Genomic DNA, 14542 nt, shown 5'->3' on the forward strand with positions numbered 1-14542 from the left:
ATCAGAAGATGAATCTAGAGGGCAAACAACAAATATGGAATGATTACCAGAAAGAGATAGCGGACGATCATTATTTTTACGCGAGAAGTTGCATTCGCCAGACTTTCTTTCCGGGATCGGAATGGGCGTACTTGGACATCATGAAAAACAAGTTGGGCAAGGATGTCGTGGACGACCCAAGGCACACGACTTGCACCGGGATCGGGTATCACTCGGACATTGTACCGGCGGAAACTATCATGACCGTCGTGGCACGCCATTTCGCGCTGATGACTGAAGCCGGATACGAGAACATGACCCCCTCGTGTATCACCTCTTTCGGGATATATACGGAAATTCTTGAAACTTGGGAGCACCACCCGGAGATCGAGGAAAAAATACGGGAATACTTGTGGAAAGCCACGAAACGGGAGTTCAACAAACCGAAGAATCTAGCACATACGTCGGATATCATCTATAAATTCAGAAACGAGATTGCCACTCAATCTAAATATAAACTGGTGAACGTCCACACGGGAAGACCATTGAGAGGCGTAGATCATATCGGCTGCCACTATTCCAAGATGTTCCCGACAAAAGGCATCGGAGGGGCGGAATTTCCCGCCGTATTATCGGGATTGATTTATGCCTGGGGAGGTGACGTCATCGATTACCCGGAAAGAAGGCATTGTTGCGGGTTCGGTTTCCGCCAATACCTTGTGATGGCGAACCGGGGATACTCGGTAGCAAACTCCAAAAAGAAATTCGAATCCATGCAACCGTACCAACCCGATTTTATCGTCGCTAATTGCCCGGGATGCGCCATGTTCATGGACAAATGGCAATACACCATCAGTGAGATGGAAGGCACAACCTATGGGCAAGACGGGTACGGAATTCCCGTGTTGACCTACGAAGAACTTTCCGCATTAGTACTGGGATACGACCCGTGGGAAATCGGCTTGCAAATGCACCAGGTTTCCGTGGAGCCATTGCTGGATAAAATGGGCATCCCGTACGATCCGGAGGCGAAATACAAAAACGTGCGAGGAGAAAATATCGGAGCCCCGAAGTGCCCCACGTACCTAAGAGTTGCAAACTTATAATGTTAAACCACGAAATTAATTTTCAATTAAATACATGGCAAAAGTCATTATCATCGGCGGAGGTCCGGCAGGCTGCGAGGCGGCACACCAATTGGCAAATCAAGGAATCGAAGTAGAGTTGGTTGAAAAAAGTAATGAAACCGGAGGTAACTTGAACAACTGGTACCAACTATTTCCCGATCGCAAGTACGCCAAGGATCTGAATGCTATATTAAAAGGACATCTGGAGCACCCGAATATCCGGTTACACCTCGGGATGGAACCGAAAAAAATAGAGAAAAGCAAAACCGGAAAATTCAACGTACCGTTAACAGACGGGAGTTTGCTGGAAGGCGATTCACTTTTAGTCGCTACCGGATTCAAGATATTCGATGCCCGCCGGAAAGAAGAGTACGGGTACGGGATATACGAGAACGTGATTACCTCCGTGGAACTCGAGAATATGTTCTACAATCACGCCATCACGACGGCTGGGGGCAATACCCCAAAACGGGTCGGCATCATCCATTGCGTGGGTTCTCGTGACGAAAAAGTGTGCAATTACCATTGCTCCAAACTCTGCTGTATCACCGGGGTAAAACAGGCTATCGAAATCCGGGAACTGTTACCCGAGGCGGAAATTTTTTGTTTCTACATGGATATGCGTATGTTCGGACCGGGATACGAGGAAATGTACCGGGAGGCTCAAGAAAAATATAACATCAAGTTCATCCGCGGACGATTGTCCGAAGCGGCAGAAAATATGCAAAAACAATTGCAGATCAAAGTTGAAGATACGCTAGTTGGGAAACCGCTGCGTATGACACTGGACATGATGATCTTACTGGTCGGGATGGAATCCTCGGAAGGGACCCGCCAAACCGCAGGAGAACTGGGATTAAATCTGGCTCCCAACGGATTCATCCAGCCACAAGACCCGCACTACCGGAACAATTTCACCAACGTGGAAGGAGTCTTTGTGGCAGGATGCGGCAGTGCCCCGATGAATCTTACCGACACGCTGGCTGACGCCCGTTCTGCCGCAAGTTGTATAACGGCTTACGTCAAAAATCATAAAATCTAAAATTAGAAGATGATAAATTTCTGGGGATATAGTATATCGGAAACGAGAAGCATCAATTACGACAAGAACGACAAGGCAATGACAGAGTATATTGCCGCTACCGTTCCGAGCAGCAAACTTTGCATCGGTTGCGGGGGATGCACCGCAGGATGTACCGCGGGAAACCTCACGGACTTCAATATCCGCAAAGTACAGATGCTCATGAAGAGAGGCGAAACGAAAGATGCCAAAGAACAATTGCAGAAATGTATGTTATGCGGCAAGTGCATGCTGGTATGTCCGAGAGGGGTAGAAACCCGAAAGATGATATTAGAAATGCTGAATTTCATAAAAACCAACCAAAAACTAGAAGATTGAAGCTATGTATTACGACCATTTCGTCCTACCTTTCACGATCGGGCTTATAACATTACTGATATACTTGTGTTTCAAATACTACAAGTGGATCAAGAGTTTCCCCCGGGAGGAACGCAAGAAAATCCGCAAAGGGTTATTCTCCTTGCAAACGATTCGTTCCGGGTGGGAAATATTCAGGGAAAGCTTGCTACATCATAAAATATTCAAGACCAACCCGATGTTGGGGTATATGCACATGACGTTCGCGTTCGGGTGGTTCCTGCTGATCGTTGTCGGGAAGATAGAATCCATGGTATACCATACCAGTGCTTTCAATCCTCCTTATTTCGCTATCTTTTTCCGGTATTTTCATCCGGCAAACGAAACTTTCCCGTACAGTGAAACATTCGCCTTCCTGATGGATTTAATCCTTCTATTCTTGTTGATCGGCATCACTTTAGCCATCACCAAACGTTTCTATTCCCGCCTTTTCGGCATGAAGAAAACAACCAAGCAGAGAGCGTACGACTTGTTGATATTAACCGTTCTTTGGCTGATTTTCCCGGTACGTTTTCTGGCAGAAAGTTTCACGAGCGGTCTGAACGGGGGAGGTAGTTTCCTCACATACAATGCCGGAAACTTCTTCGGTAGTTTCCTTCCTCTGGAGCATCTCTCCTACCCGGCATGGTGGGTGTATTCCTCTTTACTCGGGTTATTCTTTCTGCTTCTCCCCTTCTCCCGCTATATGCACATCCCGACGGAAATGGTATATATCTTCCTGAAAAACTGGGGAGTAAAACAAGGTAGAGAATATAACGGGTATAGCGAAATACAGGTGAATGCCTGCTCCCGGTGCGGTATTTGCATCAACACGTGCCAACTGAACAGTTCATGCGACATCAATGACATCCAACCGGTTTATTTCCTGCGCCGCATACGTAATCACGAGCCGTTAAGTAAACAAGCAGAAAATTGCCTAATGTGCGGACGCTGCGAGGCATCTTGTCCCGTGGGAATCAACTTGAACGCCATCCGGCAAAGCCAACGCCCGGACACCATTCGGGTGGTAAAAGACACGTATGCCTACGTTCCCGAACCGGAAGTAAAGCGAGCAAAAGTGGCTTATTTTGCCGGATGCATGAGCCATCTTACCCCCGGCATCATCAAATCCATGCAACAGATATTCGAGAAAGCGAAAGTAGATTACTCCTTTATCGACGAGAGAGCCGGAATTTGCTGCGGTCGCCCGTTAGCTCTTTCCGGGAACTGGCAAGCCGCCCAAATCGTCATGGACAAAAATCAAGAAATGATCGAGGCGTCGAATGCCGATATACTCGTGACGTCCTGCCCGATATGTTACAAGACATTTAAAGAGGATTATACCTTGAAAGCCCAAATAATGCATCACACGGAATATATCGAAATGCTGATCCGGGAAGGACAATTGAAAGTAAACAACATGGACGTGAAGACCGTGTTCCATAATCCTTGCGAATTGGGACGAGGCAGCCAGATCGTACATGCCCCGGAGAACGTGTTGAAACAAGTCAGTTACAAAATAACAACCGTGTACGACGGCAAGAAATCACTTTGCTGTGGCGGCAGTCTTGCTAACACGGCTATTGATTCCGGGCAAAAGACAAAAATCAGCGGGGATACGGTAAAAGCTTACACCGCTTATCATCCGGACGTGATTGTAACGGCATGCCCGTTATGCAAGAAAACATTAAGCAAAACATCCACCGAGATTCCTGTCAAGGATATAGCGGAGCTGGTTGCTGAAGCATAAAAAAAGCCGCGATTGCGGCTTCTTATTTCTTAATCATCAATATCTCTTACCCCTTCTATCTGTTCCACGTTCAGATCGCTTTCGTTGCTATTACTAGCAATGTCATAATGCGGAAGAGGGTTCTTTTGCAGTTCTATATTTTGCTCCCGATGCACAAACACATCCATCGCCAGATAGAGAGCGTTACGCAACCCTTGTTCATCACCGAGATCTTGTCCCACGATGTCATAGCGAGCATCCGTCAGAGAGGTCGCACATATCACAGGAAGCCCCGCAACATAACAAGCCGCACTCTCCTCGTCGATAGCTTTAAACGCCGCTATCCCCTGATCGTAATACATGGCAAGTATCGCGTCAAATTTCTCGTACATAGCTTCCGAGAAGAAACGGTCGGCAGGGAAAGGCCCGATAGCCATGATCCCCTCTTGGCGGGCACGCTCGATGGCAGGCACTATAATATTTGCTTCCTCATCTCCGTTCTGCCCGCAATTCACCTGTGGATTCAATCCCAAAACGGCAATCTTAGGCTTTGATATGGTGAAATCCATTCTCAACGTGTCATCCAATAACATCAACTTCTTCATGATATTCTTTTGGGTGATCTGGTGGGGTACATCCCGCAATTTTGAATACTCCGTCACGAATCCCAACTTCATTTTCTCGCTCACGAAAAGCGACATCGCCTCGGGGGTATTGTAACGTTTTGCCAAATATTCAGTCAAAGAGTTTACTTCATCCTTCAAGAAACTTTCCGGTCCTTGCGGAGCCAAAGTCAACACATCAATCTCGTTACGATCCAACTGGTCTAAGGCATATTTCAAGGCGATCATCGCAGCCTGATCCGAATCGGGAGTTTCCTTCCCCAGATCGACTTTCACGTTGTCATCCACACAATTGATAATGTTAGATCTTTTGCTGTTCGCCTCTCTCGGCTCTCTGATCGTATTCAAGCTGAAATTCTCCACGTTTAATACCTTCCGGTAGTAGGCAGCCACTTTAGGCGACCCGTATAGAATAGGAACGCACAACTCACAAATCCGGTTCTCTGCCAACAGCTTTATGATCAACTCATAAGATATACCATTTACATCCCCATGCGTAATACCTACATTCAATCTATTTTCCATATTACAAAATATTTCATTTCGCACAAAGATAATAAAATAGATTTCAAATTTTAGATTTATGATTTTAGATTTACGATTTCCTCTGGCAACAGAGAATTTTGTAAATAGAAAAAGGAGCTTAAAGCTCCTTTTTTCTACTCTTTTCTTTCCGGTCTTGGACCTCTGTTATCCCGACGAGGACCTCTGTCTTGTCTTGGCCCCCGATCCTGACGGTCGCCACGAGGACGATCGCTTTGTTGTTCCATCCCTTCGGGTTTCGGAAGCAACACTTTCCGGGAAAGTTTAAACTTACCGGTTTTCGGATCTATATCAATCAATTTCACGCGAACTTTATCGCCTTCTTTCAACACGTCTTCCACGTTCTCAACGCGTTTGTAGTCGATTTCGGAAACGTGCAACAATCCGTCTTTACCGGGCAGGAATTCAACGAAAGCACCGAACGCAGTAATCGTCTTCACGACACCTTCATAAATCTCTCCTACTTCTGGTTTGCTGGCGATAGCCTTGATACGGGCAACAGCGATTGCAATAGAATCTGCATTGCTTGCTGAAATATCCACAATACCCTGGTTACCCACTTCTTCGATAACGATAACAGTACCGGACTTCTCTTGAATATCCTGGATAATCTTTCCTCCGGGACCAATGATAGCACCGATCTGATCTTTGTCCACGGTAAGGGTCACCATACGAGGTGCGTGCGGTTTCAGATCCGGACGAGGCTCGGGCAACGTTTCCTTGATAATATTCATGATATGCAAACGCCCTTGCTTAGCTTGCTCCAGAGCTTTTTCCAGAATCTCGTAAGGAAGCCCGTCTACCTTAATATCCATTTGGGTAGCGGTGATTCCGTCCACGGTTCCGGTTACCTTGAAGTCCATATCTCCCAGGTGGTCTTCATCACCCAAGATATCCGACAACACGGCATATTTTTCATTATCGGTAATCAATCCCATGGCGATACCCGTTACCGGTTTCTTTATCGGGATACCGGCATCCATCAACGCCAAAGTTCCGGCACATACCGTTGCCATGGAAGAAGAACCGTTAGATTCCAATATATCGGAAACGATACGTACCGTGTAAGGATAAGCATCCGGCAACATCCGTTTCAACGCACGGTGAGCCAGGTTTCCGTGACCTATTTCACGACGCCCGACACCTCGGGTAGGTTTTGCCTCACCCGTTGAGAACGGCGGGAAATTATAGTGTAACAAGAATTTCTCTTTTCCTTGTTCCGTGGCTTCGTCGATAATCTTCTCGTCAAGTTTCGTACCTAAAGTAACGGTTGCCAATGCCTGTGTTTCACCGCGGGTGAAGATAGATGACCCGTGAGGTCCGGGTAGAGGACCAGCCTCACACCAGATCGGACGAATTTGCTCGGTAGTACGACCATCCAGACGCAAACCTTCGTCCAAAATCATTCTCCGTACAGCTTCTTTCTCCACGTCGTGATAGTAACGACCGACAAGCGTCTTCTTGGCTTCTCTTTCTTCTTCCGGCAATGATTCGAGATACTCGTCTTTTACCTGAGTAAACAACCTCTCGCGCAAGTGTTTGTCCGCATTGCATTGACGAGCCATGGCATAAGCCTTGTCGTAGCACTTGTCCCAAATATCTTTGCGAAGTTCCTCGTCATTCACTTCATGACAGTAAACCCGTTTCTCCTTACCCACAGCCTTAGCCAATTCTTCTTGTACCAGGCAATGTTCCTTGATAGCCTCGTGAGCGAAAATGATAGCATCCAACATCTCTTTCTCGGACACCTCGTTCATCTCACCCTCCACCATCATAATGTTCTCGTAAGTAGCGGCAACCATGATATCCAGATCGGCAACAGCCAACTGGCTTCTGGTCGGGTTGATAACCAACTCGCCCTCGATACGGGCTACACGCACTTCCGATATAGGTCCGTGGAACGGAATATCACTCACGGCAATAGCCGCCGAAGCTGCCAACCCTGCCAAGCAATCCGGCATGGTCTCCGCATCACCGGAATACAACGTTACCTGCACGAAAGTTTCGGCATGATAATCATCCGGAAACAACGGGCGCAAGGCACGGTCGATCAAACGGGATACCAGAATCTCGTAGTCGGAAGTTTTTCCTTCTCTGCGGGTAAATCCCCCGGGGAAACGTCCCAAAGAAGCAAATTTTTCTTTGTAATCCACGGACAACGGCATAAAGTCCACGTCCGGACCGGCATCTTGTGCCGAAACAACTGTCGCCAGAAGCATCGTATCGCCCATTTTCAGCATAACAGCCCCATCGGCTTGCTTGGCGAGCTTTCCGGTTTCTAGTGTAATTACCCTGCCATCTTTTAGGGTAATGCTCTTTTCAATAATGTTCATAGAAATAATAATACTGTTAAAATATAAAACATTTTAACGGAATTCTTTAAGATAAAAGGAGGAGGAGGGGAGGATCAAATAACAAGACGACCCGGACAACCGGGTCGCCAGTATGTAAATTACTTACGTAAGTTCAATGCTTTCACGATAGCACGATATCTCTCGATATCTCTCTTCTTCATGTAATCAAGCAACGCTCTACGTTTTCCAACCAATTTAATCAAAGATCTTTGAGTTGCGAAATCTTTGTGGTTTTTCTTCAAATGCTCAGTCAAATGAGCGATACGGTAGGAAAATAAAGCTACTTGTGACTCAACAGAGCCGGTATCTTTATTAGACTTCCCGTACTGTGAAAAAAGTTCTTCTTTCTTTTCTGATGTCAAATACATGATGTACAGTTCTTTAATTTTAAAATTTATTTTAACGCCGCAAAGATATACTTTATTCCGACATGAAACAATCTTTTCCATCCCTTTTTGTATTTTTGTACGCAAAATTACAACGACATGATTAGACTAGGGAAAATACTCGCGTACTCAATATTCTTCCTTCTTCCGGCGCTCGCGGTCGGGCAAAAAGCCAAGATCGATTTCGAGAAAACTGTTCTCGAAGCGGGCTTAGTGCAAGAAACCGGGGGAAAAATCACGTACCATTTCAAATTCGTGAATAAAGGCAAAGCACCATTATTGATAAAATACGTGGAAACCACCTGCGGATGCACCGTGCCGAAATGGAACCGCCGCCCGATCATGCCCCGGGACAGCGGGGTAATTTCCGTGGTTTTTAACCCGAAAGACCGCCCCGGCACGTTCTCCAAGAAAATCGTCGTGTACACCAACGGCACCCCGCCCAATCACGTTTTAAAACTAAACGGGAAGGTCGTGGGCAAACCCGTCAATGTGGAAAAAGAATACCCGTTCCCGGCAGGAGAACTCCGTTTTAACACCGACACCATTTATTTAAGCCGACTAAAAATAAAACAACAAATCGTGAACATGGTCAACACCGGCAAAAAAGCCATATCCATCGTATCGATCGTCAAACCCGATTACATCGAAACGGACTACACCCCCTTCACCTTAGAGAAAGGCATGATCGGCAACCTCATCATTCGCTACATCGGCAACGGAAATACGACATTCTCCCCCGCCGACCGCATTGTAATCCGCACCAACCAAGGCGAAAGCTTCACCTTTCCCCTTACCCGTTAAGTTCATCATTTTCAATTTCCAATTATTATGATTTATCCCGAAAATTTTGAGACAAAAATAAAATTCGATAAAATAAGACAGCTTATCAGTGGCAACAGCCTAAGCGACATGGGACGCGAGCTGGTAAACGATATCGCTTTTTCATTCAACGCAGAATGGATACGCACCGCGTTAGCCGAAACGGCTGAATTCATGCGCATCTGCCAGGAAGAAGACGACTTCCCGGTATCTTACTACCACGACGCCCGCCCTTTTCTGGCACGGATAAGAGTGGAAGGATTATTCCTTGAAGTGAACGAACTGGTTATTCTGAAAAACTCTCTGGAATCGTTGAACGCCATCACCCGTTTCTTCAACAACAAACAGGAACAATACCCCCATCTGGTAGCACGTACCGGAGATATTCGGGTATTTCCTTACATCCTGCAACGCCTGGATGCCATCGTGTCCAAGTTCGGCACGATAAAAGACTCCGCCTCCCCCGCCCTGGGAAATATACGGCACAGCATCGTGAAAAAACAATCCGGCATATCCCGCCGTATGCAATCCTTGCTGCAAAAGGCACAGGAAGAAGGCTGGGCGGACAAGGACACGAACATCTCCATCCGCGACGGCAGAATGGTAATCCCCGTCCCCTCGGCTTTCAAGCGGAAAATAAACGGTATCGTGCACGATGAATCGATGACCGGGAAAACCTCATTCATCGAACCCGCGGAAATTATTGAAACGAACAATGAAATCCGGGAATTGCAACTGGAAGAAAAGCGGGAAATCACCCGTATTCTCCGCCAGTTTGCCGATGACCTGCGCCCTTACATCGACGACTTGATCCCGGCTTACGACTTCATGGCTTTCGTGGACTTCGTGCGTTCCAAAGCCTTATTCGCGCTTCGGGTGAATGCCATTGTTCCCGTTTTTGAAGACCGTCCCGAGATGCTATGGTTCAAGGCAAAACACCCGCTTCTATACCTTAGTTTAAAGGCAAACGGCAAAGAAGTCATACCTCTGGATATGGAAATCAACGAGGATCAACGTATCGTGCTGATCTCCGGACCTAACGCCGGGGGAAAATCCGTTTGCCTGCAAACCGCCGGACTATTACAATATATGTTCCAGTGCGGCATCCCCGTGCCGGTAGAGGAATCGAGTAAATTCGGCATTTTCCGGAAGATACTCATCGACATGGGTGACGAACAATCTCTCGAGAACGACTTGAGTACTTACAGTTCACACCTGCTCAACATGAAAAACTTCGTGCGTTACGCCTCGGACGATACCTTAATCCTAATCGACGAATTCGGCACAGGAACGGAACCCATGTTGGGAGGAGCCATAGCGGAAGCTATCTTGAACGCCTTGAACCAAAATAACGTGAAAGGAGTCATCACGACCCACTACACGAACTTGAAACATTTCGCTTCATCCGCGCCAGGCATAGTGAACGGCGCCATGCTGTACGATTCCCATCAGATGCTCCCCTTGTTCCAGCTGGAAATCGGGAAACCGGGTTCCTCCTTCGCCTTCGAGATCGCCAAGAAAATCGGTCTTCCGAAAGAGATACTGGACGATGCCGCCAGCAAGATCGGGGAAGACCGGGTGAATTTCGACAAACATTTGAAAGAGATACTCCGGGACAAACGTTACTGGGAAGAAAAACGGAAACGCATTCACGACAACGAGAAACGCCTTGAAGAAGTACTTGAACGTTACAAGAAAGAACTGGACGACGCCTCCAAGTTAAGGAAAGAAATCATCAAAGAGGCTCAGGAAAAAGCCAAAGAGATCATCTCCGGCGCCAATAGCTCGATCGAGAGAACAATACGGGAAATCAAAGAAAGCCAGGCGGAAAAAGAACAAACGAAACTTGCCAAAGCCGCTTTCGAAGAAGATAAACGACGCCTGCTGGCAGACGAGCAAGGCAAAGAAGAACGCCTGCAAAAGAAAATAGAGAAACTGAAAAAACGGGAAAAGAAACGGCAGGAACGAGGTCAACGCACGCGTACCGAACTTTCGGAACAAGAGCAGCAATCCCCGAAAACTCCCACCTTCAGCAAAGGAGATCTCGTGCAACTGGACAATAAAGCCATCGGCGAAATCATCGAGCTCAACGAGAAGAGTGCCGTAATCGCCTTGGGCGGGCTAATGACAAACGTGAAGATCGAACGCTTGACGAAAGTTTCCAGCAGCATGGCGAAAAAAGCCATGCAAAACAAACCGCAACGAAGTTCCTCGCCTTACCTGGAAAATATCAGCCAAAAACGTATGAACTTCAAGCCGGAAATCGACGTCCGCGGCTTACGGGGCGACGAAGCTCTCATGAAAGTGGCAGAATTTATTGACACGGCTGTCATGCTTAACATGAAAGACCTACGCATTCTCCACGGCACGGGCACGGGAATCCTCCGCCAGATCATCCGGGATTACTTGAACGCGAACCCCGTGGTCGGTCATTGCGGCGACGAGCACGTGCAGATGGGAGGTGCAGGAATCACGGTTGTCAAACTTGACATCTAAACATTACGCGAGTTCGGGATAAGAAAAAGTTCTATAAAAGTTGGTAATTTCTCTCGGGCAACTCCTCTGCCGATCAACCCTCGGTCTATGGCTTCCCTACCTCATGAACGAATCATAAACGAATCATGAACGTAGCAAAATCGACGGTTGACGTTCATGCTACGTTGGTGCTTCGAGCATATATGGTTCATGCCATAAAGTAACGGTAGCTCACGGGGGAAGCAAAGGTTTAAGGCGATACCCGGAGCAGTCAATACATTTTAATCCGGTCTCTTATTCTGAATTCGCATAAAACGCCCTTGTTTATCCCTGATAATCACTTGAATACAAATAATTTTCATCAAACGAATCAACGATCGAAGCCCTTTTTCTTTTCAAACATTTTTTGCATAATCTGGTCATATTCCACATCATCCAATTCCACCTCCAACATGATTTTCCGTTTGGAAGAAATCATTTGTACGCCATTTACACGATCGGCACCAACAACTTTATTCTCCTCCCCTAAACACTCCGAGAACACACGAAACAGATCAACATTTAACACCATACAAATCTGATACAACAAATGTGTATCAATAGATTGACGTTTAAAAAGATTGTACACGACCGTCCTCTCCTTATTAATCATCCGAGCAAATTGACTGATACTCAATCCACTTTTCTCAAACTCTTGCCTTATTATCTCTCCTATATCTAATTTCATGGAATAAAAATACGAGAATTATACAGACAAAAGAACCTCCCAATGTATTATATATTCACAAAAATGTTGTACAATTCTTGCATAAGTAAATTATATACCATACTTTTGTTGTCAATATAATACATATTATTCATTAATGTAGCAAATAAACAATAGAATTATTCAATGTTTAATAAAAAAAAGTGTTATGAGAAAAATTAGTTTACTAGTTGTTTTAATCACTATGGTTATGTTCTCTTGCGTAGATGACAAGGAATCAGCTGTAGTAGAACAAATTCGTACTGCTAAAACCGCATGGTTGCAAGCACAAGCAGAGATGCTGAAGGCACAAGGAGAAGCAGCTAAGATCGCTGCCGAAACCGAGAAGTTAAAAGCGGAAAATGACGCAAAGAACGAGGCTGCACGCATTGAAATCGAGAAATTGAAAGCCCAAGCAGAAGCCGCCAAGACTGAAGCGGAAGCCGAAATGATCCGTGCTCAAATCGAGAAAATCAACCAAGAGTTGGAACAAGCCCGCCTGGAATTCGAGTATCAACAAAAATTGAACGAATTGGCATACCAAGTAGCTGAAGCTAAAGCTGCTTACAAATTGCAAGAATTCCAAAATAAATTAAACGAGGCTATTATTGCCGGTAAAATGAATCCGGAACTCATCAAATTATACACCGAATACACCAACGCGTTGAAAACTCTACGTGATGCAGAACTCCAAGTTAGCAACAACCAACGCCAGATTGCCTCTTATGAAAAAATGATCAATGGAAATTTCGAGGACTACGTGAAAGGACTCCAAAAACAGATTGCTGATGCACAAGAAGCAATCGAAAAGGCAAAGACTGAATTGGATATATGGATGAACACCAATACATCCGTTACCGAAGATGAAGCTCTCGCGAAAATTGAAGAATTAGAGGGCAAAAAGAATGCTTTGGATGAAAAATATAACGAATTGACCTTAAAAATGATTGAATTGCAGGCAGAACAAAGCAAATTGCTGGCGGCTAAAAATACTGCCTCAATACAACTTTCTGAAGCTGAAGGCGCAAAAAATATAAAAGAAAAAGAATTAGACGAAGCAACTAAAGCATACGAAGAAGCTCAAAAGGGCATAAATTCAGCAAAAGCAGATATCATCAGAGAATTCCCGGAATACGAGTTCGGAGTACTGGATGGAATCAACAAGAAAATCACTGAATTAGAAGAAGAAAGTGCCTCAACCGCGGACGATTTTACCAAAGCAGAAGAGGCTTTGGCAAAAGCAAAAACAGACATCCCCAATTTATACAAGAAAATGGAAGAAACAGCAGAGGCTGTTGAACCTTTTGTAAAAGAAAAAGAAAGATTGGCAAAAGCTTTAACTAAAGCAGAAGAAGATGTGGTAACTTACGAAGGAAAAAGAAGCACTCTGAAAGATAAGATGGACACGGAAAAAGGTGTGTACGATAATCATACCGCTGAGGTTAAAAGGCTAACAGATCTTTTGAAAGACAAGGACTTAACAGCAGAACAAATAGCTCAATACCAAAGGGAGTTGAGAATTGCAGAAGAATTGGCGACAACCGCAAAAACGACTTACGATGCCGCAAAAAAAGCATTCGATGACAACGAAACTGCACTTAAAGATGCCAAAACGACGGTTGCTGGTTTAAATAAAGACATTACAACCAATGACAAAGCTTTAGCTGATGCAGAAAAAGCAAAAGTTGATGCAGAAACAAAATACAAGACGACAATGTCTGACGTAGCAGAAGGTGGGAAATTAGCCAACGCGGTTATTATTGCAGAAAATAACGCCAACCTGGCTAAAGAAGCAGAAGAGAATTTCAAGGCAAGATTCGAGGCTGCCCAAAAATCTCTTGATGAGTTTCTGGCTGACAAAACAAACGCGGAGAAAGCTGTTGCCGACGCAGAGAAAGTCGTTGCCGATGCAGAAGAAGCTCATGAAGCCGCATTGAAAGCCATAGAGGACTCCGAATACACGAAGACAAAAGAAGATAGAGAGAATATCGGTGCGGAAAAAGCTGTTTACGATGAATTAATAGCTAACTACCAGGGAATCTTCGAAGAAGGTTTTGATCCGGAAGCATACAAGAAAACCATCGAAGACGCCAAGAAAAAATGCAACGATGCAATTGAAGCACAAAACAAGAAAATCAAAGAATGTCAAACTTTGATTGAAGAATTCGAAGCTGCCGACGAAATTGAAAAAGACGAGATCGTCACAGGTCATGAATACGTGAGAAATCAAATTGCAGAACTTGAACAAGAGATCTTGGATTTGCAAGAAAGAATCGTAATTTATCAAGCAGAAGTCGACCGCTTACAAGGCGTTATTGACTCTTTGGAAGATGCTGAATAAA

Annotated in this window: 11 protein-coding genes; 7 read left to right on the forward strand and 4 right to left on the reverse strand. The window is 45.4% G+C overall.

Features of this window, described 5'->3' with window-relative positions; all coding sequences use genetic code 11:
* Positions 1–8 precede the first annotated feature (8 nt).
* From A3CY_RS0106200 to A3CY_RS0106215, 4 genes are read left to right on the forward strand one after another with little or no spacing between them, the layout of a single operon-like run.
* Entirely contained in the window at positions 9–1085 is a 1077-nt protein-coding gene (locus A3CY_RS0106200) for a CoB--CoM heterodisulfide reductase iron-sulfur subunit B family protein (protein ID WP_018337043.1), read from the forward strand.
* A gap of 34 nt (positions 1086–1119) precedes the next feature.
* Positions 1120–2148, forward strand: coding sequence for an FAD-dependent oxidoreductase (locus A3CY_RS0106205; protein ID WP_018337044.1), 1029 nt, complete (start codon positions 1120–1122; stop codon positions 2146–2148).
* Between the two features lie 9 nt (positions 2149–2157).
* The gene (locus tag A3CY_RS0106210; RefSeq protein ID WP_018337045.1) at positions 2158–2505 is read left to right on the forward strand and encodes a 4Fe-4S dicluster domain-containing protein; all 348 of its coding nucleotides are present in this window, start codon (positions 2158–2160) and stop codon (positions 2503–2505) included.
* Positions 2506–2509: 4 nt separating this feature from the next.
* Complete coding sequence (locus A3CY_RS0106215) at positions 2510–4273, forward strand: (Fe-S)-binding protein (protein WP_018337046.1); 1764 nt, start codon at positions 2510–2512, stop codon at positions 4271–4273.
* 29 nt (positions 4274–4302) lie between these two features.
* On the opposite strand, the gene A3CY_RS0106220 is transcribed toward A3CY_RS0106215, so the two are convergent.
* The 3 genes from A3CY_RS0106220 to rpsO all read right to left on the reverse strand — a co-directional run bounded on the left by A3CY_RS0106220 (position 4303) and on the right by rpsO (position 8140).
* The gene (locus tag A3CY_RS0106220) at positions 4303–5400 is read right to left on the reverse strand and encodes a PdxA family dehydrogenase (RefSeq protein ID WP_018337047.1); all 1098 of its coding nucleotides are present in this window, start codon (positions 5398–5400) and stop codon (positions 4303–4305) included.
* A gap of 134 nt (positions 5401–5534) precedes the next feature.
* Positions 5535–7751: a polyribonucleotide nucleotidyltransferase gene (pnp, locus tag A3CY_RS0106225; RefSeq protein WP_018337048.1), complete on the reverse strand. Its 2217-nt coding sequence runs from the start codon at positions 7749–7751 to the stop codon at positions 5535–5537.
* 119 nt (positions 7752–7870) lie between these two features.
* Positions 7871–8140: a 30S ribosomal protein S15 gene (gene rpsO, locus A3CY_RS0106230; RefSeq protein ID WP_027200975.1), complete on the reverse strand. Its 270-nt coding sequence runs from the start codon at positions 8138–8140 to the stop codon at positions 7871–7873.
* A gap of 117 nt (positions 8141–8257) precedes the next feature.
* On the opposite strand from rpsO, the gene A3CY_RS0106235 reads away from it, so the two are divergent.
* Positions 8258–8962 carry a DUF1573 domain-containing protein gene (locus A3CY_RS0106235; RefSeq protein WP_026207372.1) on the forward strand — a complete coding sequence of 235 codons (705 nt, stop codon included), beginning with the start codon at positions 8258–8260 and terminating at the stop codon, positions 8960–8962.
* A 27-nt stretch (positions 8963–8989) separates the two neighbouring features.
* A complete protein-coding gene (locus tag A3CY_RS0106240) occupies positions 8990–11476 on the forward strand; it encodes an endonuclease MutS2 (protein WP_018337051.1) in 2487 nt (828 codons plus the stop codon).
* A gap of 349 nt (positions 11477–11825) precedes the next feature.
* Here the strand turns inward: A3CY_RS0106240 and A3CY_RS23170 are convergent, their stop codons facing one another.
* Positions 11826–12182, reverse strand: coding sequence for a helix-turn-helix domain-containing protein (locus A3CY_RS23170; RefSeq protein ID WP_071595961.1), 357 nt, complete (start codon positions 12180–12182; stop codon positions 11826–11828).
* Between the two features lie 187 nt (positions 12183–12369).
* Between A3CY_RS23170 and A3CY_RS0106250 the strand changes: the two genes are divergently transcribed.
* A complete protein-coding gene (locus tag A3CY_RS0106250; protein WP_155828197.1) occupies positions 12370–14541 on the forward strand; it encodes a coiled-coil domain-containing protein in 2172 nt (723 codons plus the stop codon).
* The last annotated feature ends 1 nt before the right edge of the window (position 14542 follow it).

Source organism: Butyricimonas synergistica DSM 23225 (assembly GCF_000379665.1).
In the GTDB taxonomy this organism is placed as follows: domain Bacteria; phylum Bacteroidota; class Bacteroidia; order Bacteroidales; family Marinifilaceae; genus Butyricimonas; species Butyricimonas synergistica.